Here is a 26,529-nt window from a genome sequence, read left to right as displayed (position 1 = left end):
TCACTCTTTACAAAGGGGGGAGCGCAATGGAGAAGATTTTAGGGATTTTAAGATTTGCATTGGCGAGAGAAATAGAAGGTAGAGAATTTTACAAAGAGAAAGCTACACGTGCTAAAAGTAAAGAAGTAAGGGATACGCTTGAAAGTTTATGGAAGATGGAAGAAGAGCATGTAGAATTTATAAAAAGTCTTATGGAAAAGGTACAAAGTGATATAGAAATAGATGTTGATTCTGTGCTTACAAGAAGTGACTTTTTCGAGGAAAGAGAAAAAGAAGAGCTTTCAGTAGGGACGCTTGATGATATTGCAAATGATATGAGTATACTTAGAATGGCTTATCTTATCGAAGAAGATTTTGAAAATTTTTACAGAACCACTGCTGAAAAAGTTGAGGATAGCGATATGAAGAGGATTTTAAATACTCTTGCAAAATGGGAATTGGGACACAAGAATATGCTCTTTGAACTTTACAACGATGTGAAAAATGCGTACTGGAATAAACAGGGATTTACTCCACTCTTTTAGTATCTGAGTTTTTTAGCTTTTAGGTAAGTTTTAGATACACAGTTCAAGGAGGTTGATTGTTTTGCGAATACTTAGTGGTATAAGGCCAACTGGTAAAGTCCATGTTGGGCATTATGTTGGTGTATTTGAAAATTGGATTAAATTGCAAAATGAAGGTCATGATACATTTTATTTTATAGCTGATTGGCATGCCCTTACAACTCATTACGAAGATACTTCAGAATTAAAACACTACACAAAAGATTTAGCAAGGACATTAATAGCGGTTGGACTAGATAAATCAACGTTATTTGTCCAATCCGCTGTTAAAGAACACGCAGAATTAATGCTTATTTTTTCTATGGTGACGCCTCTTTCATGGCTTGAAAGGGTTCCAACTTATAAAGAAATGAAACAACAGTTAGCAAATAAAGATCTTTCAAATGCTGGATTTTTAATGTATCCTGTACTTCAAGCCGCCGATATTCTTATTTATAAAGCAGATGGTGTACCAGTTGGTGAAGACCAAGTCTATCATATTGAGTTGACGAGAGAAATTGCAAGAAGATTTAATTACATATTCAAAAAGGAGATTTTCCCTGAGCCAAAAGAGCTTCTTTCGAAAGTCCCAAAATTGCTTGGAACCGATGGAAGAAAGATGAGTAAAAGCTATGGAAATACAATACCTTTGATAACTACTGAAAATGAACTTTCTAAGATGGTACTTCCAATGGTTACTGACCCTGCGAGGAAAAGAAGGACAGACCCGGGTAATCCAGAAAATTGTCCTGTTTGGGATTACCACAAGGCGTTTGGAACAGCGGATAATGAAGAAGAAAAACAATGGGTTTTTGAAGGTTGTACCCAAGCAAAAATCGGGTGTGTTGATTGTAAGAAGTTGTTGTTGAAACATATGACTGAGAAATTAAGTCCTATTTGGGAAAGGTACAATTCAATTACAGAAGGCCAAGTTCAAGAAATAATCGAAAACGGTAACGAAAAAGCAAGAGAGATAGCAAAGCAAACAATGGAAGAAGTAAGAGACGCTGTTAAGATTATGTATTGAAAATTGCATAAATAGAGGTGATAATACTATGACAATAGTTATCTTAACTAAAGTTTTTTTCTCAGCTTTAGCATTAGTAATTGCCTACGTAATTCACAAAGTAATAATGAAATCCATTGATAGATTCATGTCAACTTTCGGGAGAGAAATTAAGGCTCCAAAGACTTTATCGCTTTTAATAGCATTTTTAGTTTACGGATTTGCTGTAGCTGGTGTACTTTCGATATGGGATGTTAATCTTACGCCATATCTTACAGGTTTGGGAATATCTGGTGTTGTTCTTGGACTCGCATTTCAGGAGCCTTTAACTAACTTTCTTTCTGGGATACTTGTTCTTGTTACTCGTAAAGTGTTTGAAGGAGAGGTTGTGGATATAGATGGGCAAAGTGGTACTGTGGATATCATAAAGATGAACCATACTCATTTGGTTACATTTGATGGTAAACTTGTACTTATACCTAACAGAAAGGTCTGGTCTGGAACCGTTACGAAGTTCTGGCCCGGAAAATACAGAAGAAATGAGATTGATGTTACAGTGGATTACTCAACAGATATGAAGCTTGTGGAGAGCGTTTTAAAGAAAGTTTTGGAAGATGAACCTCTTGTTATAAAAGACGAAAGTGTAACGAATATGGTTGTTTTCAAATCGTTCAATGCGAGCGGAGTTACTTATACGGTAAAATTTTGGGCAGAACGTGAAACATTTATAGACTCATTAAATGCCGTTGCCTTAAGGATAAAGAAGTATTTTGATGAGTATGGAATATCTATACCATTTACAATTGTCGAGGTTAGAAATAAAAATTGAAACGTGTAAGTAATCTAAGAAATTATGGAGGGAAAGGAATCGATGAAGAAAATAGAAAATGTTAGAAATATCTGTATCATTGCGCATATAGATCATGGTAAGACAACACTCACAGATAGAATTTTAGAGATGACAAATGCTATTGAAAAAAGGAAGATGAGAGAGCAGTATCTTGATAGTATGGATATCGAACGTGAGAGAGGCATAACTATTAAGTCACACCCGCTTAGAGTGTATTACAAAGCAGAAGATGGTAATGAGTATGAGATAAACATAGTTGATACACCAGGTCACGTTGATTTTTCTTACGAAGTTGACAGAAGTATGGCGGCTGTTGAAGGAGCGATATTACTAGTTGACGCTACTCAAGGTGTACAAGCTCAGACAGTTGCGAATACTTACAAGGCATTAGAGCACAACCTTGAGATTGTTCCTGCGATAAATAAGATCGATGTCCCAACTGCTAATATAGAAGAAACAATTGCCGAAATTGAAGATTTAATTGGAATTCCAGGCGAAGATATTTACAAAATTAGTGCAAAAGAAGGAATAGGTGTTAAAGAACTTATAGAAGCGGTGATAAAGCTTGTACCAGCTCCTGCCACAAAAGAAGATGGATATTTGAGGGCTTTGATTTTCGATGCAAAGTACGACAAGTATAGAGGAGTTGTCACTTACGTTCGAGTATTTGATGGTGAGATTAAACCTGGCGAAAAAATAATGATGATGTCAAGTAATGAAGTGTACGAAATTGATGAAGTTGGTACGTTTACGCCCGATATGACGCCTGTTGAAAGTTTAAAAGCGGGTGATATTGGTTATATTATCGCTGGATTGAAAGATGTTTCGAAGGCAAAAATTGGTGATACAATTACAAAACCAGAAAATCCGTCACCTGAACCGTTACCTGGATACAAAGAGGTCAAACCTATGGTCTTTGCGGGTATGTATCCTGGATTACCGGAATATTATGAAGAATTGCGAAAGGCTCTTGATAAGTACAAACTTAACGACGCAGCTCTCGTTTATAAGCCTGATCACTCGCCAGCACTTGGCTTTGGTTTTAGATGTGGCTTTCTTGGACTTTTGCACATGGATGTTGTGAGAGAAAGGTTAGAGAGAGAATTTGATATTGCGGTAATATTGACGGCTCCAAACGTTGAGTACAAAGTTATTACTCATGATTATAAAGAATTGATGATTAACGACCCAGCAAAATTTCCAGAAGAAGGTGAGGTTTTAGAAATATACGAACCTTACGTCAAGCTTTCAATCATTACGCCACCGGATTACATAGGTAAACTCATGAACCTTGTTCAGAATGAAAAACGTGGTACGTTAGTTTCAACTGAGAATGCTGGGCATGAACGTGTTGTGATGCATTTCGAAGTACCATTGGCAGAGATAATATTTGATTTCTTCGACAGGATGAAAGCTGTAAGTCGTGGTTATGCGTCGATGGATTATGAATTTCTTGAATACAGAAAGAGTGATTTGGTGAAAATAACGATATACGTAAACAAAGAACCTGTTGACGCTCTTTCTTTTGTCGCGCATAGGGATAAAGCTTACACAATTGCAAGGAAACTTGTCGATAAACTTGCCGAACTTATTCCACAGCATCAATTTGAAATTCCAATTCAGGCTAAAGCTGGTGGAAGGTTTATAGCAAGATCAACTGTAAAAGCACTTAGAAAAGATGTCCTTGCCAAGTGTTATGGAGGAGACGTTACAAGAAAGATGAAATTACTCGAAAAACAAAAGGAAGGTAAGAAGAAGTTGAGAGAGATTGGAAACGTCACAATACCACAAGAAGCATTTTTGGCAATGCTTAGGATAGGTGAAGAGGAAGAATAAAACTATATTTCTTTGGCCGGGAGGGGTCGACTTGCAGTGGGATTTTAAAACTGTATTCCAATCAGACGAAGAAGCTATAGAAAACGCTAAGAGATACTCTAAACTCATAGGCTCACTTGTTGATGAACTTGAAAAGGAGAAAGAGTTAAATAAAATAATTAAATTAATTAAAGAAATAGAAGATTCCACTGATAATTTCTCAAAATCAATTCAATACGCATGGATGCGGTATTCTGTAAACACTAAGGAAAAAGAGAGTCAAAAATTACTTGGTACCATTCAAAGCTTGGAATCTAACGTTGGTGAATATTTTGCGAAACTCGAAGTGCGTCTTTCAAAATTGAGCAAAAAAGATATTCAAGAATTGAAAAAGATAGCGCCCAATTATACACATTTTATAGAGGTTATTGAAAAGAGGAAAAAACACTTACTTTCAAAAGAAGCTGAGCAAGTGCTAGCTCTTACATCTATTTCAAGAAGGGAAGCGATATCGAAGATACACAATAAATTAGAAAGTTCTTACAAGTTTAAAATAGAAATAGATGGTGAAATAAAGGTTCTTACACCGGAAGAAGTAAAGGCTTTGAGACGTTCAACAAATAGTGATTTGAGAAAAAAAGCGATGAAGACATTCTTAAAAAGGTTTCAAGAGGATTCATTGGTTATAACGGAAGTATATAATCTCGTGGTTAAAGATTACGATTTAGAGAGCAAGATAAGAAAATTTGCTCGACCAATTTCGATGAGAAATTTTGAGAATGAAGTAAGTGACGATGTTGTTGATTCTTTAATTGAAACAACAAATGAAAATGTTAATATACTTAGAGAATATTACAAATGGAAATCCGAAGTTATGAACGAGAAACTAACACTTGCTGATATATACGCTCCAATAACAACAAAAGCAAGGAAATTTTCATTTGACGAAGCAAAGGAAATTATACTTGATGCGTATTATTCGTTTAGCAATAAAGCAGGTGATATTGTAAAATCATTTTTTGAAAATTCCAGGATAGATTTATACCCAAGAGAAGGGAAAATTGGAGGAGCTTATTGTATATACTCTACAACGAAGTTACCAGCATACGTATTGACGAATTTTAACGGTGATATGTATGATATAATGACACTTGCACACGAATTGGGACATGGTTTACATGGTACGTTATCAAAGAAACAAACATATTTTAACTACGATACGCCGCTTACTTTAGCAGAATTAGCATCTGTTTTTGGCGAATTTTTAGTGTTTGATTATTTAAAAGGAAAATTAGATAAAGAAGAAAGGTTGGCTCTTATTTCGTCAAAAATAGAAGATACGTTTGCTACTACGTTTAGGCAAAATTTCTTTACAAATTTTGAAATTCGCTCTCATGATTTGATAAGCAACTCAGGATACGCAGATTGGGAAGAGCTGAACGATATATATTACGAAGAGTTGAGAAAAACTTTCGGAGAGGTTGTTGAAATACCGCAGTGGTACAAAAATGAATGGGCAATGATTTCACACTTCTTTGAGACGCCGTTTTATGTTTATTCTTATAACTTTGCTCATTGTTTAGTTATTGCGTTGTACCAGAAATACTTGGAAGAAGGAAAGTCATTTACGAAAAAATATCTTAGCTTGCTCGAAAGTGGAGGAAGTCTTTCACCAAATGAGTTGTTATCAAAGGTGGGAATAGATATATCAAGGAGTGATTTTTGGGAGAAAGCTTTTGATTTTATTGATAGTCTTGTTAAAGAGATTAAAATAAATTATAATAAGTGATATTTTATATATTGACAAATCGGTTAAAGGTGTTTAGAATAATTCAAAGTAAGTAATTTTAATTTTAATCTTATTATCAGCATTATTGTTTTGAACTTAATAAGATTTAACTGTAAGGAGGTTGACAGTTGTGGATAGAGAAGAACTCTTTAAAAAAGTTGCGGAAATTATTTCAGAAAAACTGAACGTACCTATTGAAGACATTGATGAAGATAGTCATCTTATTGAGGATCTTGGCGCTGATTCACTTGATGCTTTCGATCTTGTGATGGTTTTTGAAGACGAGTTTGGAGTTAAGATTGAAGATGAAGAGGTTGAAAAGATTCTTACAGTGAGAAATATCGTTGATTTACTATCTAAAAAACTAAAAGAAGAATAAAAGTTAAATTAACAAAAAAGCAGGCTTTTAAGCCTGCTTTTTGTTTTATAAAAAATTGTAGACGTATATTTGCCCCTGCTCAAATTCTTTTTCATATGAAATAGACGCACAGAAATTTTTATCTATTTTTGTTGGTATTTTAATGATAGGTAAAGAAAGACTTGAAGAGCTATTAACGAACGATTCTTTTGTTTCGAAAATTTCCATAGTGAAGTATTTTGAAGAAAGATTTGTGACATTTTCAAAAACGATATCATCAACTTTTATATTTTTTGAAACTTTCAAAGCTTTTTCAAGGTGAGTTTCTCTTGGTCTTCCCCAATCGTAAATTCTGTACGTTAAGTCCGAACTTTGCTGAACTTCTATTACTGTGCTATTCGGCCCAAGTGCGTGAACGGTACCTGCTGGTATATTTACAAAGGTACCTTGCTTAACTTTTACAAATTTAAGTATTTCAGGTAATTTCTCAAGTTCATTTTTCTTAGCTAATTTTTCTAATGCGTCTACATTTTCACATATTGCGAATTCTCCATCGGTAAGAAAGTACCAAGCTTCACTCTTGCCCCATGGTTCATTTTCTATTTTTTGAGCAAATTCGTCATCTGGATGAACTTGAACGCTTAACCATTTACTTGTTGAAACAAGTTTTATAAGTATTGGAAATCTTTTGTATTTTCCATTGTAAATCTTTTTTCCAAATTCATTTACCGTCTCACCTGTGTCAAGCTTATTCTCGTACAAATGATGACCGGATAGTAGCCATATTTCCCCAATTGGTTCTTTTGAATTTATATTGAAAATACTATTTAGTTCTTGGTTTCCCCAAACCATAGCTCGAAATTCGGGTAAAATCTTTATTTTGCTCATCTAATAATACCTCCGATTCTTTTGAAATCATTTTTCACTATACCCACCAGCTACAATTTGACCATTTTCAAATTTAAGGACAGCTTTTGGTAAATCAACTGTTGGATAAAACCTTGCATTATGTATTAATACCTCTACACCAGCATGCAATAATTTCCTAGCAATTATCTTTGAGTCGAAAGTGATTTTTGAAATTGTGTCTTCCAATTCGTGAAGTTTCACTATATTTTTTTCAAGTTGCTCTCTTAAGTTGATGAGTGTTTTTGCGGCTTTTGAAAATTGTTTTTCTCTTTCGGGTGGAATTTGCACTTTTTTATCTTTAAGTTCTTTATATTGTTTTAATGTATTCAACAATTTTTGGATGCTGCTTTTGTCTATTTCAATTTGAGCTTTTAACAACTTTATTTCTTCTCTAACATATGGATTAACACCAACTTCTAAATAAGTTTTTACGCCTATATCAGAACCTATCTCGTCTGCTTCTATAAGGTTTGATGCGATGTATTCACCACCGATTATTGATGAATTTCTACCTTTTCCTATAATTGAGTTAGTGACCCTGACAGTACAGTTTAATAATTCGTGCTCAAAAAATAAGTTTTCACATTCGATAGTTGTTGACTCCGCATATTTTAAATAGACATCTTTTTTTGCTTTTATCAAACCTTTATCTTTACCTTTTGCCCCACTGATTTTAACGTTACCTTCTAATGATATTATACTTGATGCCTCAACAACACCGTTAATTTCTATATCACCCTTTGCCCTTATCACGAATCCTGGTTTAACATCTCCTTTAACAAATACAGATCCAGGGAAATCTATGTTTCCTGTACTATAATCAACATCACCTTCAATTTCTAAATATTCACTAACTTCTATTATGTTTTTTTCTGGGTCAACTTTTAATATTCCGTCTGTTGTTGAGATGATATGCCTACCATCTTCACTTAATGAAACGTTCTTTCCAAGTACAATCTTCGCTTCATTTCCTTTCTTTGCTGGAACAGGTTCGCCATATACATTCCTTCCTGGGATTCCTTCCGTAGGTGGGAAAATTGATGCTATTTTTTGTCCTTTTTTTACAATTATTCTTTTTTGAACAGGAAATTCTCTAAAATCAACTTTATTTCCAGACAAAATTGTTTGAGCTGAGCTCGTTTCTTTAAATTCAAAGACAACTCTACCATCTTCACCATCTTTTGGTTTATCCCCGTGTGCAAATAACAGTTGTACACCAATAGTAGGGTTTTGGCAAAAAGACCTTAATGCATCATAATCGATGCCGTGGACAATTTTTGCATTTCGTATTTCTTCGATTAGTGATTCCAATGTTATTGTTTCGTCTGGGAAAACACTATTAACAGTAAGATAAGCTTCCATTTTATCAGAGGAAACGGTAATATTTATGTCCATTTTTATCCCCCTTGAAAGAATATCCCTCAAATTTCTTTTCAGATTATTGGATTTAATTTATTTGTTTATCTTATTTCTTTAACCGTGTTATCGGAATTCATAATCAAAATTTTGGGGCTTTTGTACTCATCTTTGGAATACAATCCAAATGCCATAATTATTATTTTATCACCTTTTTCAACGAGTCTCGCGGCAGCACCATTCAAAGAAATCTTTCTACTCCCACGTGGTTCTGGAATGACATATGTAATAAATCTGTTACCGTTGTTAACATCTGAGATAAGAACCATCTCGTTAATTTTTATGCCACTCAGTTCTAATAATTCTTCATCTATTCCTATACTTCCTTCGTATTCTATCTCTTTTTCAGTTACCGTTGCCATGTGAATCTTTGCTTTTAACATTATTTCCATCATACTTATTTCCTCCTATCTTTATTATTTTAAGAAATTTCTTTAGGCATTTCTTTTGGGATTTCTATCGTAAATCTATTACCATCTTCTGTAGCTTCATGATAAATTTTACCTTTATGCTCATCTTCAACTATTTTTTTGCATATTGCCAATCCTAAACCCGTTCCGTGAACCTTGGTTGTAAAGAAAGGTGTAAAAAGTTTATCGGCGGTATCCTTATCGATAGGTGTACCCTCGTTCCATACAGACACAACAACTCTATCAAATTTTGTTTTTGTTTCCACTAATATTTTACCATTATTTGGCGTAGCTTCAATTGCATTTTGAAGAAGGTTAATAATTACCTGCTTTATTCTGGAATATTCGGCGTAAACGATGATTTCTTCCGATTCAGTTTCGAGTGAAAACAATATGTTCTTTTCGCGTATTTTGTCTTCATGCAATATGTATACATCGTTGATAAGTTTGTTTATATTGAATGTTGTAAACTCCAAAGCTCTAGGTTCACGACTAAAATCTAATATTTCATTTACTATCTGCTCAAGTCTCAATATTTCTTCTTTAATTATATTAACATATTTCTTACCTGACTCTGGATTATCAATGTTTTTTTCAAGTCTTTTTATAAATCCACCAAGCACAGAGATTGGATTTCTAAGTTCATGGGCAACACGTGCTGCCATTTCACCAAGTGCGGCAAGCTTTTCTTGTTTCTTCCTTTCCTTCTCGAGATTCACTCTATCTGTAACGTCATCAAGAGTAATTATTACACCTCTTAACATGATTTTTTCGGTATCCCAAAATGGAGTTATTCTTATATCGTAAAATCTCTCCATACCACCTATTTGTATTAAATAATTACTTAGGGTTATTTCTTCTTTTATTTTCATGCTTTGGAATGCCATTTCTTCGATGTCTTCAAATTCTGTTCCGAGTAATTTTAGATCAATTCCGGTCATTTGTTCTTTTGGCCTTCCAAAGTAAATTTCCGCTTTTTTGTTCCACTCTGTTATTTTTCCTTCCCGGTCTAGTACGATTATCGCAGATGACATGTTTTGAAGCACTGAATCTGAAAATTCTCGTAAGTACTCTATTAAACTTTTTTGGCGTTCAAGGGATAAAGTTTTGTTTCTCAGATCTTCATAGTTTATAGCTGTTTCTACAGCCAAGCTTGCACTGTCAGAGAGTATTTTTAATATTTCTACATCATTTTCTTTTATGGGCTTTTTCGTGTGATAATTATCTACGATTATTACACCAAATGTTTCTTCTCTTCCAGCAAGAGGTATAACCGCAAATTCTTTTGTTCCAAGTAAATTTACAAGATCTATTGCTTCCATCCCCATTGTGTTTATTATTTTTTCATTTGCAACAAATATTTTCTTCCTTAACACGCTTTTTTCAAGGATTGGGTGGGCTTTATATGGAAAAACTTTACCTTCTATCATTTTAGTTAATTTGTTATCAAATTCTAAAAGCATTGATTCTTCTCTAAGGTACTGTACTACATCAGAATACCTCATAGCACGTTGATTAGCCTTCCGCCAATCGTCTTCTACACTTTCGCTTTCAGGACCAAGCCACATTTTTCCTACGAGTATGTCTTTTTTTTCATCGTAAGCCAGAAATAAAGCACGGTTATATCCAAGAAGTCTGCCAGAAGTTAAACCGAGCAGTAGAGTCTTATATACATTTTTTACGCTGTACATTGTTCTAATTGCCTGACTTATATAGTGAACGGCATTCATCTTTCTTATTTGCTCTTTCTGTTCTTCTATAAGTGTTTCATAATTTGCCTGTAATTGGCGAAGTTTATCTAATTCCTCTTTTAACCTCTTTTCAAATTCTATTCTCCCTTTAGCAAGGAATAATCTGTTTATAGAATCTTTAGCTATTTCAAGATCCATTGAGTCAAAAGCTTTATAAAGCGCATAAGATTTTGGTTCTTTCTTATTTGCAAAGATAAATAAACCAATTTGAGAGTTAAATATAAGAACAGAGAGAACGTTGTCAATTTTAAGTATATGCTCCAAACCGATAGGTTTGTAGATAATTTTTTCTGAACCCTTAAAATATCTGTAGACATTCTCATCTAAATCAGAAAAATCCAATTCAAATTTTTCGATAATATCATTAGAGTATTGGAACTTTTTAACATTTATTTTACTGTTCGTGTTTCTATCCTTAGGAAAATTAATTATATATGATACTTCGGCGTCTAATATTTGGGTCATCACCTTCAAAAAACTTTCAATTAATTCATCAACTGATTCGCTGCCTTCAAATATATTTGTTAACATCCATAGTGACCTGTATTTTTCAAGATATTTTTTCGATTTCTCGTATCCTGGTATAAAGTTTAGGACAAACGATAAAAAGTCACTAAGTTCATTAAAATTTGGCATTTTCGATGGGATGCTATCAGTTAAAACAAGGCCAATGATTTTTCCTGAATTCGTATTTTTCAATTTGTAAAGGTATAGGTTGTCGAGATCCATTATGGATGTTTTAGAAAATGAATCTCTTTCGTCAACAAGACTGTAGGGGATTTTTGAATAGGCTGGAAGAAGATTTGTGAAAAGTACTCTAAAAAGTGATTTATTCTCTTCGTATATGGCAATCGATATTTTGTTTACACCTACAAATTGTGCGATTTCATCTGCGATTTCATTTATCTCTGGGATATTCTTATCTACTTCGAAAATTTTTACTAATGATTCGCATATTTTTCTTGTAATCACACTCTCACCACCGATCTTTTTGATTTGAAATATCATCAATTCCTAAGCCTTTTAATTCTCTTATCTTTGTGAACCTCATAATTTCCTTTACTTTTGATAAAAGTTTTTCGTCTATATCTTCAACTTTTCCTTCGTTACTTTCTATACTAAACAATATTTTGTCAAGTTTAGAATACTCTATTCCGAATGCATCTTCATCATTTATGCCAGGTATCAGGTCGGGAGTTGGTTTTTTGTTGATTATTTTTTCTGGTACTCCAAGATGTTTAGCAAGTTCAAAAACTTGCGTTTTATACAAGTGTTTTATTGGTTCGATATCAACCGCATCATCGCCCCATTTGACGTAAAGTCCGAGTGCTAATTCTGTTTTATTTGTTGTGCCAACTACACAATAACCACGTTTCTCAGCTTCCATATATAATTTACACATCCTTACTCTGTGTTTGATTCTATAGTATGCCAAGCCTTTTAGAAAAAGTTCATCACCCTCATTTTTTAGATCCATTATATATGGGTCTTGATATCTTTCCCATCTTTTTTTGGAATAACTTATCTTTATACTTTCAGGTATGAATAAAGCTGGTGGAAAAAGTGAATAAGCGCCTAATTTTCTTAAGGCACCTGTTATCGGAAATATTTTGTAATTTACTCCAAAATAGTTACAAACTAACTTGGCGTCTCTTACACTCTCTTTAGAACTGTCCCTTTCTGGTAATATGAGTGCAAGTATATTTTCTTTTTCAATTGTTCGTGTAAGTAAAGCCAAAACTACCGCTGAATCAACTCCACCGCTTATACCAATTACAGCTCCTTTAAAATTATAAGTCTCCATTGTACGTTTAATAAATTTCTCTATGCGGATAATTTCGTCTTTCGGATTGAAAATCATGTTATCGCCTCCGCTTATTTTCTGAAAACAAATCTTCATTTTTACTATTTTACCATAAATTCATGTTAAAATAGTTATAGATGAGTTTTTAATATGAGGTGAGGGGAAAATGGTAAAAAAGCAGTTATCAGAGAAAGTATTAAGAGGTATCCGAGAGGCAATTATAGTAATTTTAATGGGATTTGTAATATCTTATGGAAGTTTTTATCGAATTTTTGAGAATTTTTCAGTAGGTTTTCCACCTGAAATTCTTCTTGCCATTTTTTCTTTTCTCTTGGGCTTTTCATTTAGATTAAGAGACTTTCTTATAATCTCAGTTATATCTCCTGTTTTTTCTTTTTTCCTACTTCAAGTGATTGTTTTTGCTGTTTTTAGAAACTTCCAAACATTTCAAATATTGTCCACTGTTGTAGCAAAGGGAAGTGCGCTTTTTGGATTATTTAGTATGCTTATATCTATATCATTTGGTGTTTTAGCGAATGTAATATTTTCTAAAGTTAATTCAATAGATACAAAAAGATAAAGTGGGAATTAAATTCCCACTTTATCTTTTATATATTCTTCCCATACTTTATTTAGTTTTGTTTCCAATTCTTCAATCGTTCCTATATTTTCAATTATTATTCCCTCTTCTATTATGTCTTCTTGATTTTTCAAAATTTCGTTTATTAAGTCATCTGAGTATCTTTCACGTAATCTTTCTTTTATCTTATTTGGTGTTGAGACAACTGTTATAACTATATCGCAACAGTTTATCTTCAACCTTCTTTTTATAGCCGCTTCGATTACTATATTTCTGCCATTATATTTTTTTATTTCTTCCATTAACAATTCTTTCATTTTTGGATGTAATATAGATTCTAGCAATGATAATTTGCTTTTATCCCTAAATACTATTTCTCCTACTTTTTTTCTATCGGTTGTTCCAAATGCATTCAAAATATCTTCTTTCATTTCTTCAAAAGCTCTATGCCCTAATTTATCCACATTGATGTGGACAAAACCACGGTTTTCAAAAAACCTTGATACCGTACTCTTTCCAGTACCGATCTTCCCAGTAACACAGATTATCATACGGTTAAATTATCTTCGTTCCTAAGTCTTTATTTTCCATGCTTTCGTATTCTTGCCTGGTGAGTAACATGATGCTCAACTCATCATCAAAAGCTTCATAGAGTTCTTTGACTTTTTTATTTATATCTATCTCATCTTTTACAACTACAATGAATTCTTCATCTTTAAGGAATATAGCAACTGGATCAAAAATTTTTTTTAGTATGTCAATATATTCTTGCATCATTCTATTTCAACTCGCTTTTGAACGTTTTGGGTGTAGTTGAACTCTTCAAAGCCTGCTCTCCCCATGAGCGCGTAAGTTATCTTCTTTCCTAGTTCAACGCCCGGTTGATCGTAAGGATTGATATTGAACAATTCGCCAGTTATTGCAGTTGCAAGTTCATAATACATGAAGAATTGACCGATATGATATTCATCAATTTGTGGGAAAGAAACGGTCAAAGATGGACGACCATGCTTTGCAAGTGCAAGTTGCGTACCTATCTGTTCACTATTAAGCAACGTTGAAAGCTTCTTTCCACCAAGATATGCGAGTTCCGGTTCATTTTCGTGCAATTTTGGTATGGTTATCTCTCTATCAAATTTTTCCGTTCTTAGGAATGTTATTATCTTGTCATCTGGACCCTCGTTGTATAATTGAACTTGAGAGTGTTGGTCAACAGCACCTAAAGCTTTCACAGGCGTTTGACCTACGTTAACTCTATTTCCTTCGTTGTCGTACATTTTTCCCAAGCTTTCTGCCCACAATTGTCTGTACCAATCAGCAAGATAATAAAGTTTATTTGAATAAGCCATCATTACGGAGATATTTCTACCTTTTTTGTAATGTAAGTAATGAATTGTAGCAAGAAGTGCAGCGGGGTTTTCCCATAATGAGCTTTTTATCGTTCTTTCATAAGCCTCTCTCGCGCCTATTATGAGCTCTTCAATATCTAAACCCGCAGCTTTTGCCGATAAAAGGCCAACAGGTGTTAAGACGCTAAAACGTCCACCAACATCCGGTGGAATTTCTAACATCCTTATACCTTCTTCACGCCCTATCCTTCTTAGTACTCCTTTTTCAGAATCAGTTGTAAAAATCAAGTGTTCCTTTGGGTCTAAACCGTGAGTTTCAAGTATACTTCTTACGATTAAGTAATTTGCCATTGGCTCTGCTGTTGTTCCGGATTTAGATATGATGTTGAATAATGTTGTTTTTGGATTTATACAATCCAGAACAGATGATAAGTAATCTGGATCTACATTGTCTACTATGAATACTCTTAAATAACCATTTCTCTCTTCAGAACTTAAAGAATTCCAATTGAATGGCCTTAAAGCATTTTGGATTGCTATATTTCCTAAAGCAGAACCTCCTATACCAAGTACAACTATATTGTCAAAAGTAAAAATGAAATCACTTAATTCGTTAACTGAATCAACCCATTTTCTCGTAAGTACAGCATTAACAAAACCAGGTTTGTTTTCATCAAACCTCGTCAAAAAATTTGTAATTTGTTGCTCAAAGGAATTAATTTCGTCATAAGTAAGACCATTTGCTACATTGTCTGAGAGAGTGTATGTAAAGTCGAATTTTATCATTTGAACACCTCCTAAATATTTCGATAGAAGACATGCTTTAGTATTTAATAGGTGCGATTATTGGTAAGTCTTTGATTATATTCCTTGGGTTAAGATAAGTTAATTCTATAAGAAAAGCAGACGCGACGACAATTCCACCAGCTTTTTCAACTAATCTCTTAAGTGCCATTGCCGTTCCACCTGTTGCAAGCACATCATCAATTATTACTACTTTTTGATTTGGTTGAATTGCATCCTCGTGCATATGTAGTTCGGCTTTACCATATTCTAATTCATAAACATCACTTATTGTTTTATATGGAAGTTTTCCAGGCTTTCTTACAGGTACTAGTCCTTTATCTAATTTGTAAGCCAGTGGGGCTGCGATTATGAATCCACGCGCTTCTGGGCATACGATAAGATCAAAATCATACTTTCCTAATTCTTCCGCTATAGTATCAATAGCGTACTTAAAAGCTTCTGGGTTTTTCACAAGTGGTGTTATATCTCTGAACATAACCCCCTTTTGTGGGAAATCGGGTATATCTCTTATAAAGTTCTTCAGCTCCATTAACTAAACACCTCCAAAGTATTTTATTTATTTACAAATGTATTTTACCACAAAAGTCTATAAATTAAAAGTAGTAAAGCTGAAAAAAGACCACTTAGTATAGGCGCTTCGATCCAAGAAAAAACTATTTTTTGGAATATATTTTTGTTAACTATTTTCGTTCCACGTGCTGTTCCCGAACCAAGAATACTTCCGACAATGGCATGAGCTGAAGATACTGGAAGACCAAATTGAGAAAAGAACCAAATTGAGAAAGAGGAAGAAAAAATACAAACCATTGAAGAAAAACTATCAAGAGGTATCAATTCTCTACCTACGGTGTATATAGTTCTTTTTCCAAAAAGAAAAATGCCTAAGGCTAATGTTATTCCACTAAAAAATAGAAGGAAATAGACATTTATTCCTTTGTTATAAAGTATTCCAGTAATCTTTCCAGCATTGTTGGCGCCTAAAGAGTAAGAACCATAAATAGTAAATCCCCATAACATTATCTTTAGCAAGATGTTTCGAACTTGCAGATTTTTAATGCGTTTGAATATAATAGAAAAGGTTTTAAAAAAAGCCAAACTTACTGTATAAGATATTACTGGTGTAAGGAACCAAGCAAAAACGATCCCCAAGAGAATTTTTGGCTCTAATTCTTTTGTTACAATTCCAATTCCTACATTTGCGCCCACTATCACCTGGGTCATAGAGATTGGCAATTTATTTAGTAAAAAGTATATTGTTACAGAGATTACCGATAAATTTATTATTATTGCCTCAGCTATACTTGTTTTTACAAGGCTTGAAGCAACCCTCATCCCGGGTAATCCACCAAGCATAGCACCAGCAATCACAAAAATTGATGACACAATAAGCGCTTTTCTTTGTTTAAAAACACCATTTGCTACTGTTGGTCCGAGTATATTACCAGCGTCATTACTGCCCATTACTATTCCCAAAAGAAAGCTTAGTAAGAAGAATACAAAAGCTGCTCCCACAATTTCTCCCCCTAAGAAGAATTTAATTTATTCCTTAATAGCTTACAATTATACAACAAAATTGCCATAATTTGTATGATAAAAAATAAAAAGAGGGTTTTAAACCCTCTTTATAAAACTTTTTAATATATTGGAGCAGGCGGTGGGACTCGAACCCACACCCTCCTCCTTACCAAGGAGGCGCTCCACCGCTTGAAGCTACGCCTGCACCTTTTATAATAGCAATCATTGAAAACCGAATGATATTTTACCAAAGAGCTTCAAGATTTGTCAAGAGAAGTATTTTACTCTTCTTCTTCGTCTTCTTCTTCATCTACGTCTATGAAGAAATCCTCGTCACCCATCATGTCTTCCCAGATTTTCACTACTTCGTTAAATTCTTCTTCGTCTTGAATAGAATCAAGCAAGACGTTACCATCATCGTCTTCTGATTTAACGAAAAGGAATGTGTCGCCAAATTCAGATATTTCTTCATTTTCTACGAAAATTTCTTCGCAAACCCAGTAAGTTTTTCCTTTGTTTTCAACCTCTCCAAGTAATACAAAGTGATGTTCGTTTCCTTCTTCATCGACTAATGTAAATGCGTCAATATGGTCATGGTTATGTTCGTGCTCATGTTCATGATGGTGGTGATGGTGTTCATGATCGTGTTCAAACATACTTATCGCTCCTTCCAAACAACTAATTTTAACTTTAATAAATTTCAAGTACTGTATAGACAAAATACCTGATGAGTATATCATACCACAAAATCATATTTTATGTTTAATTTTACGTTAACATTGTATTGTGAATAAGTATAGTTATATTATTTGGTATATCTTTTCATTTTTATGGTACAATAAAAATACCAAAGTCTATTCGGGGAGGAGATAGGGATGAAAAGGTTATTTTCGGTTCTCGCTATCGTTTACTTTGTTAGTATTTTTAGTTACCTATTTGCTTTGAATGCGGATGATTTGAACAAATTATTTTATGAAGCACGTAGAGACCATGATAAAGATAAGATTCTTCGTGTAATAAAAGAGATAGAAAGCTTTGACGGATACACAAAAGATTCAAGACTTTTGACTATACTGGCAGATTGTTATTTGGAATATGGTAATTGGGGTGTGCCTGATAAAGAAAAAGAGAAAACATTAGAAAAAGCCAGAGCAAACGCAGAAGCAGCAATAAAAATTGACCAAAAGAATGGGAGAGCATACTATATAGCCGGAGCTGCTATCGGTAGACTTGCACAATATAAAGGAATCGTGCAAAGTTTGTTTATGCTCGGAGATTTTGACAAAAATATTGATACAGCGATTAAAATACTCGATGAAAATGATGAGGAAGGTAGACTCTATAAAACGTTTGCCTACATAGCTTCTGGTATGCGTTACAGAGATGTTCCATGGCCGCTTTACAATTATAAAAAATCCGAAGAACTTCTAAATAACGCGCTTAAATTAACGCCTAATTATACAAATATATATCTTGAACTTGGTTATTTATACCTAAAAACTGGAAACAAAGACAAAGCAAGGGAAATGTTCCAGAAAGTTGTCAACAGCCCTGCACATCCATGGTTGGTTAAAACACATGAAGAAGCTGTTGCAAGTGCTAATGAAGAACTTAAAAAGCTGAAATGACAGTTACGTGCATTGGAAAACTAAACGTTGATTTATTTTATCCTGTGAAAGAAATAAAAGTAAACGAAAACCATGTTTCTGAAGAAATTTATATAAACGTTGGTGGTAAAGCCACCAACGTTTCTGTTGCTTTAGCCAAGTTGGGTGTAAATTCCACGTTGATAACAAAAGTAGGGGAAGATGAATTTGGTGATTTTGCTTTAAAAAAACTCAAAGAATTTGGCGTAAATGTTATAGCTGATAGAATTGAAAGAACAGGTATAACATTCATCATAGTAGATGAAAAAGCTAATAATACTATGTTTAATTATCTTGGAGCAAACAAATTCCTGTGCAGTGATGATGTTTTGAGAAATGAAGAGATAATATCGAAATCTGATATTGTTTATTTTCAAAGCGGAATTGAACCAGAGGTTCTAAATAATTTGAAAAAAACAAACAAAAACATATTTGTAGAGTTATCAGAATTCATAGATCTTTCGTTGCTTAACGGGATTTCGTACGCCTCAATGAACGAATCGGAAGCACTTAGAATTTCTAACACAACAAATGTCGAAGATGCTGCAGACAAGTTAATATCCTTAGGTATAGAGAAACTTTTCATAAAACTTGGTAGTAAAGGGAGTTTTTACTATTCGAAAAAAGAAAAGATTTTTTGCGAATCGTTTAAAATAAACCCAATAGATACAACAGGTGCCGGAGATTCATTTACAGCTGGTATTATATATGGTTTACTCAACAGAATGCTAGTCAAAAAAATACTTAAATTTGCCAATGCTTGTGGTGCTATTACTTGCTTAAAAAAAGGTACAACCGAATCATTTCCAACACTTCAACAAATCAACTCATTTTTAGGACCCTCTTTGTGATTCCTAACCTTTGTCATTCAAGCATCCCTAAAAAATCTGAATAAATCAAACATTTTTAAAATTCAAAGCATTTAATTAAAACCAAATGTAACAAATGTAACAATTGTAATTATACATTTATTGGTGATTATAATTTTTTAAAGTAAATTATAGTCAAATATGATACTATTTCTTTCCTTTACAACAATTTACAATATAAAAACCGAGTATATAATTTCATTAAAGGAAAGGTAGAAAACACAATTGACGGGGGGTGAGTTATATGTCCAATTGGTTAGAACTTGAGGAATGGTTAAAGCAAGAACGAACTATACAAGAACTCAAGGCTATGGCAAAACAGCTTGGTTTAACCGTCAGAAAACAGATGACAAAGTCAGATGTTAGAAAAATGCTTGAGCGATTTATTGAAAGGGCAAAATTAGCAACTTCAGAAAAAACAGCAAATGTTTCAAGTGCGACTTCTCCTTCAAAATCTTCATCTGATTCGAAACCTGTTGTCCAACCTGTCAAAGAAGACCTAACAATTCCTGAAACATACAACAAAGATAAATTGGTGGCAATGCCTGTCAATCCACATTGGCTCCACTTCTACTGGGATTTCAGCCAAGAAAATAAAGAATTTTTTAAATCTCGAGAAATAGTTAAAGTTGTTCTGAGAGTTTATGATGTTACTTATATCGAGTTCGATGGTACAAACGCTCATCGAACATTTGAAGTCACAATTGACCCGATTAACTTAAAGAATTACTATCTTAATGTTCCAATGCCCGGTGCGCACTATCTTGGTGAAATTGGTTATTATGATGTAAACGGTACTTACAAACCGTTGATTAGGTCAAATCTCTGTAAGATACCTGTTAATTCACCAAGTCAATCGACGAGGGAACGTTGGATGGATTTAAGGAAGAGAAGAAGAATTGTTATGCCATCAGGTGGTATGTTGACACCTATTATTGAAAGAGTTGCAGGTTCTGTTCAGGGTTTGGAGCATCTTTTTCGGATATCAGGGGCCGGAAGTATCAGTGTTATTCGCCTTAGTGGGAAGGGGATGTAAATATGCCACGTGGACAGATAGCATTCGTTCTTCACGCACATTTACCGTATGTTCATCATCCAGATTATCCGTTTTTCTTGGAAGAGCATTGGTTTTTTGAAGCTATAACTGAAACTTATATACCATTACTCAGAATGTTTAGGGAACTTGAAAAGGAAAAAGTTCCCGTAAAATTGACTATGTCAATTACACCACCTTTAATGGAAATGTTTGCTAATCCAAATTTGCAAAATAAATATGAAAAACATATTGAAAAGCTAATAGAATTAGCTAGGAAAGAAGTTGTTAGAACAGAGGCAGAACATCCTACAAAAAATAAAATGGCCAAATTTTATCTTAACTTTTTCGAAGAAACTCTCTTTCTTTTCAGGGATGTTTACCAAAGAAATATCTTGAACGGATTTAGAGAATATTTTTCGAAGGGAAACCTCGATATAATCACATGTAATGCAACTCACGGTTATTTACCTTTTATGGAACAGTATCCTCAGGCGATAAGAGCACAATTGGAACAAGCCGTAAAAACTTATGAAAGGCATATAGGAGTTAAACCGAGAGGAATTTGGCTCGCAGAGTGTGCTTATTTTCCTGGGCTTGATAAATATCTTGCTGAGTACGGCATAGAGTATTTCTTTGTTGATTCACACGCACTCTGGTATGCTGATGAAAGGCCAAGATACGGTGTTTACAGACCAGTGGTAACACCAAATAATGTCTTTGCGTTTGCAAGAGATCCGGAGAGTTCAGAGCAAGTTTGGAGCGCGCAGATTGGCTATCCTGGAGATTCAAGATATCGTGAATTTTATAGGGACATTGGTTTTGATAGAGAGTATGAGTACATAAAGCCTTACATTGACCCAAGTGGTGTAAGAATGAATGTTGGGATAAAGTATCATAAAATTACTTCAAAAGATACGCCACTTGAAAAGAAAGATTTTTATGATATCGATGAAGCAAAAAAAGTTGCTTATGAACATGCAAAAGATTTCCTTAGAAAAAAAGAAGCACAGGTCGATTATCTATTAAACCTTTTTGAAGGATTAGAACCAATAATTGTTGCACCATTTGACGCGGAACTTTTTGGACATTGGTGGTTCGAAGGGCCATATTTTATCGAATATTTCATGAGAGAAGCGGCCAAGAGTCAAAAACTAAGAGCGGTAAGGGTTTGTGATGTTGTTGACTGGATTGAAAAAGTTCAAATTGTTACACCGGCAGCGTCAAGTTGGGGTGCGAATGGTTACAATGAAGTATGGTTGAATGGTACAAACGATTGGATATATCCTCATTTACATGAAATGGTAGAAAAAATGACAGAGATGGCAAAACTTCACACAAATGAAACAGATCCAATAAAGATAAGAGTATTGAATCAAATGGTAAGAGAGCTTCTTTTGGCTCAATCAAGCGACTGGGCGTTTATAATGACTACTAGAACAAGCGTGGAATATGCAGTTAACAGAACCAAAACGCATATTAAACGATTTTTAACCTTGTATGAAATGCTAAAGAGTGGTAATATAGATACAGGGGAGTTACAGAGGTTGGAATACTTAGATGATATCTTCCCTGATGCTGATTACAGAATGTACTTAAAGATATAGCATTGAATAACGTATAGTTATCTATGTAACCCTCTGTAAAGGTTATTCGAAGCTCCCCCGAGATGTAAATACGCATCTCGGGGTGTTGTGTTGGAAAGCATGAAAAACTTGAGAATAGTGAAAATTAGTTTTTCTATCGACAAAAACGAAAAGGAGGTAAGGACAGTGCCTGCAAATATTTTTGAAATCAGATGGCATGGTCGTGCAGGTCAGGGTGCAAAGAGTGCTTCTCAAATGCTTGCTGAGGCAGCCCTTGACATGGGTAAGTATGTACAGGCCTTCCCAGAATATGGTGCTGAGAGAACAGGTGCACCTATGAAGGCGTTCAACAGAATTTCTGATGAGCCGATACTATTACACTCCTCAGTTGAAACCCCGAATCTTGTCGTTGTTATCGATGACACGCTTCTTAGTAACCCAGATATCCTTGCAGGGACAAACGAAGAGACAGTATTAATTGTTAACACAGTCAGATCTATCGAATGGGTTAGACAAAAATCTGGCTTCAAAGGCAAGATTTGTGTTGTTAAGGCAACAGACATAGCACTTGAAGAACTCGGAAGAGGTACGCCAAATACCGTAATGCTTGGTGCAATTGCAAGAGTAACAGGAGTTATAGAACTTAAATACGTTGAAGATAAGATTAGAGATATGTTCTTAAAGAAATTTGGTGAAGAGGTTGTTAACAAAAACATTAGGGCACTTCACAGAGGTTATGAGGAGGTGACTTGCAGTGCCTGAACTCAAAGGATGGAAGGAACTTCCAATTGGTGGATTAATAGTTGAACCAGGAAACGCTAAGCAGTACAAAACAGGAACATGGAGGGTAATGAGACCAATTTACCAAGCGGAAAATTGTATTCACTGTATGCAATGCTGGTTGTATTGTCCAGATCAAGCAATCGTAGTTGAGATCGTTGATGGAAAACCGAAGATGAGAGGCTATAATTACTATTACTGTAAAGGTTGCGGACTTTGTGCAAATGTATGTCCAAAGAGTATAGACCCGAAAACGAAACAACCGGCTCCTGAAGAAAAACGTGCTATAGTAATGAAACCAGAAACAGATTTTGCGGATGAGTAAGGAGGTGCGAAAATGCCTTTAAAACAAGCAATTACAGGTGCAGAGGCGATAGCCTATGCAATGAAACAAATAAATCCAGACGTTGTTGCAGCGTATCCTATTACACCACAAACGCCAGTTGTTGAATACTTCGCGAAATATGTTGCAGATGGTGTTGTTGACACTGAAATGATACCTGTTGAAAGCGAACACTCTGCAATGAGTGCTGTTGTTGGCGCAGCAGCTGCTGGTGCAAGGGCGTTTACGGCAACAGCTTCCGTTGGTCTTGCTCTTATGCACGAGGTTGTTTTCATAGCAGCTTCTTTAAGACTTCCAATAGTAATGGCAGTTGCGAATAGGGCGCTCTCAGGACCAATCAATATTCACTGTGACCATAGTGACGCGATGGCTGAAAGAGATAGTGGATGGATACAACTTTGGGCAGAAAATGCTCAAGAAGCTTACGACTTTACAGTCATGGCTTACAGAATCGCAGAACATCCAGATATAAGACTCCCAGTTATGGTGAACTTTGATGGATTTATTATTTCGCATGGTGTTGAAGTAGTAGAAACACTTGATGATGAAGTTGTTAAGCAATTTGTTGGAAAACCAATAAGAATGAATTCATTACTTGATACATCTAAACCTGTTACATATGGTGCTCTTGATTTGTACGATTATTACTTTGAACACAAGAGAAGTCAAATTGAAGCGATGAAACATGTCCCAAGAGTTTTTAAAGAAGTCGCAGAAGAATTCGCAAAGATTTCAGGAAGAAAATATGATTTGGTTGATGAGTACATGGTTGATGATGCTCAATATGTCATGGTAGCATTAGGTTCAACCGCCGGAACAATAAAACATACAATTAACGAGTTAAGAAAAGAAGGTAAAAAAGTTGGACTTGTTAAACCATGGGTATTTAGACCATTCCCAAAAGCGGAATATCAAAGAATATTAAATGGAAGAAAAGCTGTTGTAGTTCTTGACAGGTCAGCTTCATTTGGTGCAGAAGCTCCACTTTATGAAACGGTAAAATCCGCACTTTATGAAGTTGCTGTTAGACCACAAATGGGAAGCTATGTCTACGGTCTTGGTGGAAGGGATATAACACCTGCTCACATTAGACAGGCATTCGAAGATGCATTCAACGGCAATTTAATTGTCGACGAAGAAAGATATCTTGGGCTTAGAGAGTGACAAATAAGGAGGTGTAATTGATGCCATTAAACGCTATAGAACTTGCTAAACTTTTTCACGATAAAAACCCTGGAATAACACAAGGTCACAGAATGTGTCCGGGTTGTGCAGCACCAAACGTAGTAAAATTCGCACTCATGACAGCTATTGCAAAAGGTTACGAACCAGTGGTTGGCCTTGCAACAGGTTGTCTTGAAGTTTCAACAACAATTTATCCATACACTGCATGGAACATTCCATACATTCACAACGCATTTGAAAATGTTGCAGCAACAATAAGTGGTGTTGAAACAGCATTTAGAGCAGCTAAGAAAAGAGGAGAAATACCTGCAGATAAAAAACTTGCGTTCTTTGCATTTGCCGGTGATGGTGGAACATATGATATAGGATTGCAATCATTGTCTGGCGCAGTCGAAAGAGGACACAAGTTCATTTATATAGTATACGATAACGAAGGTTACATGAATACAGGTAACCAGAGGTCAGGTTCAACACCTCCAGGTTCTGATACAACAACAGCGCCAGTTGGAAAGAAATTACCTGGAAAAGCTCAGCTTAAGAAAAATATTGTTGAAATAATGGCAGCTCATGAAAATGTTTACGTTGCAACGGTCGCTTTATCAGAACCAATGGACTTCATGAAAAAGATAGAAAAAGCCCTTGAATTTGATGGTCCATCTTTCATTGCAGCACATTCAGCTTGTGTGAGATTTTGGAGAGTTACCGACGATAAAGCCGTAGAGACAAGTAAATTGGCAGTAGAAACACTCTACTGGCCACTTTACGAAGTTGAAAGAGGCGTTTATAGAGTAACAAAGAAAGTTACAAACCCAAGGCCAGTTGCAGATTACATAAAATCACAAGGAAGGTTTAAACCACTTCTCTCAAGACCTGATGCACAAGAAGTTATTGATGAAATCCAAGAATACGTTAACAGAAGATACGAAAGATTACTTGCTTTGGAAGAAGCAACAAAAGATAAGCCAATAAGATAATAAAACATAAAAAAACTGAGCCGCTTTTTTAGAAGCGGCTCAGTTTTTTATAATAATTTACAGTGAATATCATCAACTTTGCTTTCGTTTAGATAAGCATAGGCAAGACATCCAGATTTACAAGATACATTTCTTAAACTGCATTTTGCACACACATTTGGTAACAATATCTGATTATTGTATTTTTCCCAAATTACTTTGAAACGTTCATTTCTGACATTTCCCATGTAAAATTCCGGATTATACCTAAAATGTCCACATGGAACAACATTACCATCAACTAATATCGATGCATGGGTTCTGCCCGCGGTACACTCTTCTCCTAAAATATTTTCTTCGATATACAATTCTACATTGCCTTTGTAAGCTTTTAATTTTTCTGCAACATATTCAACCATTTCACGTGTTGGGAGTAATCTATCCTTAAATATTTTACCTCTTCCAACTGGTACAAATCGGTCAACGTAAAGGTTAGCGCCTAATTTTTCAGACAAAATCAGCATATCATCTATGTATTTGTAATTTTCTCTATTAACAACAAACAGCAAAGTTACGTCAAATCCTGCATTGAGAAAATTATTTATGCCATTCATTGTTTTTTCAAAAGTACCTTTACCACGCACAAATTCATGAACTTCTGGAGTTGGGCCATCAAGGGAAACACCTACAAGCAAGTCGGGAACAACTTCCTTTAAATTTTTAACTAATTCTTTTGTTGCAAGTGAAGCATTTGTGTTCATTAGCATTTTTAAACCTCTGGAACGACCGTAGGAAAGTATTTCTAAGATATCTTCCCTTAACAGTGGCTCACCACCAACAATATCGAGCAACTCTGCCTCCGCCTCGATTAATTGATCTATAACACTCTTTATTTCTTCGGTTGTAAGTTCAACAACGGATTTTTTACCAGCATTGCAGTAACAATGAAAGCAGCCATAATTACAGGCAGTTGTTATCTCGAATTCAATATTATGCGGTTTGGGTCTAAGAGTGGTGTTCATCACCATACCTCCTGAAAAATTTTTTGAGTGTCAGAAGGGAGTAAAAATAATAAATAAAATAAAAACCCCGATTAGGGGGTTTTAATGCAAATAATTGAATTTTGGTAAACTTTTGTCTTTGGACGATGATGTTGATACAAAGTTTAATTTTTTATAGTTACTAGAAAAGACAGACATTCTAATCGAATACCCGCCCCAACTATTGACAAAG

General features: G+C 34.7%; 27 protein-coding genes and 1 tRNA gene. 15 read left to right on the top strand and 13 right to left on the bottom strand.

Annotated features, from left to right (window positions below):
• Positions 1 to 26 precede the first annotated feature (26 nt).
• From FNOD_RS04640 to acpP, 6 genes are all read left to right on the top strand, one after another.
• Positions 27 to 524 (top strand): ferritin-like domain-containing protein, encoded by a 498-nt coding sequence (locus FNOD_RS04640; protein ID WP_011994056.1) that lies wholly within the window; start codon positions 27 to 29, stop codon positions 522 to 524.
• A gap of 61 nt (positions 525 to 585) precedes the next feature.
• Entirely contained in the window at positions 586 to 1,569 is a 984-nt protein-coding gene (gene trpS, locus FNOD_RS04635; RefSeq protein ID WP_011994055.1) for a tryptophan--tRNA ligase, read from the top strand.
• 28 nt (positions 1,570 to 1,597) lie between these two features.
• Complete coding sequence (locus FNOD_RS04630; RefSeq protein WP_011994054.1) at positions 1,598 to 2,377, top strand: mechanosensitive ion channel family protein; 780 nt, start codon at positions 1,598 to 1,600, stop codon at positions 2,375 to 2,377.
• A gap of 42 nt (positions 2,378 to 2,419) precedes the next feature.
• The gene (lepA, locus tag FNOD_RS04625) at positions 2,420 to 4,234 is read left to right on the top strand and encodes a translation elongation factor 4 (protein ID WP_011994053.1); all 1,815 of its coding nucleotides are present in this window, start codon (positions 2,420 to 2,422) and stop codon (positions 4,232 to 4,234) included.
• A gap of 31 nt (positions 4,235 to 4,265) precedes the next feature.
• Positions 4,266 to 6,002, top strand: coding sequence for a M3 family oligoendopeptidase (locus tag FNOD_RS04620; RefSeq protein ID WP_011994052.1), 1,737 nt, complete (start codon positions 4,266 to 4,268; stop codon positions 6,000 to 6,002).
• Between the two features lie 121 nt (positions 6,003 to 6,123).
• Complete coding sequence (acpP, locus tag FNOD_RS04615) at positions 6,124 to 6,381, top strand: acyl carrier protein (RefSeq protein ID WP_202965507.1); 258 nt, start codon at positions 6,124 to 6,126, stop codon at positions 6,379 to 6,381.
• Between the two features lie 45 nt (positions 6,382 to 6,426).
• Here the strand turns inward: acpP and FNOD_RS04610 are convergent, their stop codons facing one another.
• The 5 genes from FNOD_RS04610 to nadE all read right to left on the bottom strand — a co-directional run bounded on the left by FNOD_RS04610 (position 6,427) and on the right by nadE (position 12,707).
• On the bottom strand, positions 6,427 to 7,248 hold the full coding sequence (locus FNOD_RS04610; RefSeq protein ID WP_011994050.1) for a type I phosphomannose isomerase catalytic subunit: 822 nt from the start codon (positions 7,246 to 7,248) through the stop codon (positions 6,427 to 6,429).
• A gap of 27 nt (positions 7,249 to 7,275) precedes the next feature.
• A complete protein-coding gene (locus FNOD_RS04605; RefSeq protein WP_011994049.1) occupies positions 7,276 to 8,664 on the bottom strand; it encodes a DUF342 domain-containing protein in 1,389 nt (462 codons plus the stop codon).
• 65 nt (positions 8,665 to 8,729) lie between these two features.
• Positions 8,730 to 9,080, bottom strand: a complete 351-nt coding sequence (panD, locus tag FNOD_RS04600) for an aspartate 1-decarboxylase (protein ID WP_011994048.1) — start codon at positions 9,078 to 9,080, stop codon at positions 8,730 to 8,732.
• Positions 9,081 to 9,106: 26 nt separating this feature from the next.
• Positions 9,107 to 11,818 (bottom strand): sensor histidine kinase, encoded by a 2,712-nt coding sequence (locus tag FNOD_RS04595; protein ID WP_011994047.1) that lies wholly within the window; start codon positions 11,816 to 11,818, stop codon positions 9,107 to 9,109.
• A gap of 4 nt (positions 11,819 to 11,822) precedes the next feature.
• On the bottom strand, positions 11,823 to 12,707 hold the full coding sequence (gene nadE, locus FNOD_RS04590; RefSeq protein WP_011994046.1) for an NAD(+) synthase: 885 nt from the start codon (positions 12,705 to 12,707) through the stop codon (positions 11,823 to 11,825).
• Positions 12,708 to 12,816: 109 nt separating this feature from the next.
• On the opposite strand from nadE, the gene FNOD_RS04585 reads away from it, so the two are divergent.
• A complete protein-coding gene (locus FNOD_RS04585) occupies positions 12,817 to 13,230 on the top strand; it encodes a hypothetical protein (protein WP_011994045.1) in 414 nt (137 codons plus the stop codon).
• Between the two features lie 8 nt (positions 13,231 to 13,238).
• Here FNOD_RS04585 and coaE read toward each other — a convergent pair whose 3' ends face one another.
• The 7 genes from coaE to FNOD_RS04550 all read right to left on the bottom strand — a co-directional run bounded on the left by coaE (position 13,239) and on the right by FNOD_RS04550 (position 17,557).
• Positions 13,239 to 13,781 carry a dephospho-CoA kinase gene (gene coaE, locus FNOD_RS04580; protein ID WP_011994044.1) on the bottom strand — a complete coding sequence of 181 codons (543 nt, stop codon included), beginning with the start codon at positions 13,779 to 13,781 and terminating at the stop codon, positions 13,239 to 13,241.
• Positions 13,782 to 13,785: 4 nt separating this feature from the next.
• Complete coding sequence (locus FNOD_RS04575) at positions 13,786 to 14,007, bottom strand: hypothetical protein (protein WP_011994043.1); 222 nt, start codon at positions 14,005 to 14,007, stop codon at positions 13,786 to 13,788.
• Positions 14,004 to 15,365 carry a glucose-6-phosphate isomerase gene (locus FNOD_RS04570; RefSeq protein ID WP_011994042.1) on the bottom strand — a complete coding sequence of 454 codons (1,362 nt, stop codon included), beginning with the start codon at positions 15,363 to 15,365 and terminating at the stop codon, positions 14,004 to 14,006. The genes FNOD_RS04575 and FNOD_RS04570 overlap by 4 nt, the downstream gene beginning before the upstream one ends.
• 37 nt (positions 15,366 to 15,402) lie before the next feature.
• Entirely contained in the window at positions 15,403 to 15,915 is a 513-nt protein-coding gene (locus FNOD_RS04565) for an adenine phosphoribosyltransferase (RefSeq protein WP_011994041.1), read from the bottom strand.
• Between the two features lie 44 nt (positions 15,916 to 15,959).
• The gene (locus FNOD_RS04560) at positions 15,960 to 16,898 is read right to left on the bottom strand and encodes an inorganic phosphate transporter (RefSeq protein WP_011994040.1); all 939 of its coding nucleotides are present in this window, start codon (positions 16,896 to 16,898) and stop codon (positions 15,960 to 15,962) included.
• Positions 16,899 to 17,029: 131 nt separating this feature from the next.
• Positions 17,030 to 17,106 (bottom strand) — tRNA-Thr (locus tag FNOD_RS04555).
• Positions 17,107 to 17,182: 76 nt separating this feature from the next.
• A complete protein-coding gene (locus FNOD_RS04550; RefSeq protein WP_011994039.1) occupies positions 17,183 to 17,557 on the bottom strand; it encodes a DUF1292 domain-containing protein in 375 nt (124 codons plus the stop codon).
• 219 nt (positions 17,558 to 17,776) lie between these two features.
• On the opposite strand from FNOD_RS04550, the gene FNOD_RS04545 reads away from it, so the two are divergent.
• From FNOD_RS04545 to FNOD_RS04510, 8 genes are all read left to right on the top strand, one after another.
• Entirely contained in the window at positions 17,777 to 18,529 is a 753-nt protein-coding gene (locus FNOD_RS04545) for a tetratricopeptide repeat protein (RefSeq protein WP_011994038.1), read from the top strand.
• A complete protein-coding gene (locus FNOD_RS04540; RefSeq protein ID WP_011994037.1) occupies positions 18,526 to 19,398 on the top strand; it encodes a carbohydrate kinase family protein in 873 nt (290 codons plus the stop codon). The genes FNOD_RS04545 and FNOD_RS04540 overlap by 4 nt, the downstream gene beginning before the upstream one ends.
• Positions 19,399 to 19,660: 262 nt before the next feature.
• A complete protein-coding gene (locus FNOD_RS04535; protein WP_011994036.1) occupies positions 19,661 to 20,452 on the top strand; it encodes a DUF4912 domain-containing protein in 792 nt (263 codons plus the stop codon).
• 2 nt (positions 20,453 to 20,454) lie between these two features.
• Positions 20,455 to 22,056, top strand: coding sequence for a glycoside hydrolase family 57 protein (locus FNOD_RS04530; protein ID WP_011994035.1), 1,602 nt, complete (start codon positions 20,455 to 20,457; stop codon positions 22,054 to 22,056).
• Between the two features lie 165 nt (positions 22,057 to 22,221).
• A complete protein-coding gene (locus FNOD_RS04525; RefSeq protein ID WP_041257133.1) occupies positions 22,222 to 22,797 on the top strand; it encodes a 2-oxoacid:acceptor oxidoreductase family protein in 576 nt (191 codons plus the stop codon).
• A complete protein-coding gene (locus tag FNOD_RS04520; protein WP_011994033.1) occupies positions 22,790 to 23,140 on the top strand; it encodes a 4Fe-4S binding protein in 351 nt (116 codons plus the stop codon). The genes FNOD_RS04525 and FNOD_RS04520 overlap by 8 nt, the downstream gene beginning before the upstream one ends.
• A gap of 12 nt (positions 23,141 to 23,152) precedes the next feature.
• Positions 23,153 to 24,322 (top strand): pyruvate synthase subunit PorA, encoded by a 1,170-nt coding sequence (porA, locus tag FNOD_RS04515; RefSeq protein WP_011994032.1) that lies wholly within the window; start codon positions 23,153 to 23,155, stop codon positions 24,320 to 24,322.
• Positions 24,323 to 24,342: 20 nt separating this feature from the next.
• On the top strand, positions 24,343 to 25,317 hold the full coding sequence (locus FNOD_RS04510; protein ID WP_011994031.1) for a thiamine pyrophosphate-dependent enzyme: 975 nt from the start codon (positions 24,343 to 24,345) through the stop codon (positions 25,315 to 25,317).
• A 47-nt stretch (positions 25,318 to 25,364) separates the two neighbouring features.
• Here the strand turns inward: FNOD_RS04510 and FNOD_RS04505 are convergent, their stop codons facing one another.
• Positions 25,365 to 26,318 carry a radical SAM/SPASM domain-containing protein gene (locus tag FNOD_RS04505; protein WP_011994030.1) on the bottom strand — a complete coding sequence of 318 codons (954 nt, stop codon included), beginning with the start codon at positions 26,316 to 26,318 and terminating at the stop codon, positions 25,365 to 25,367.
• Positions 26,319 to 26,529: the final 211 nt, after the last annotated feature.

This window comes from Fervidobacterium nodosum Rt17-B1 (genome assembly GCF_000017545.1).
GTDB lineage: Bacteria > Thermotogota > Thermotogae > Thermotogales > Fervidobacteriaceae > Fervidobacterium > Fervidobacterium nodosum.
This window is presented reverse-complemented; position numbering and strand designations above follow the sequence as displayed.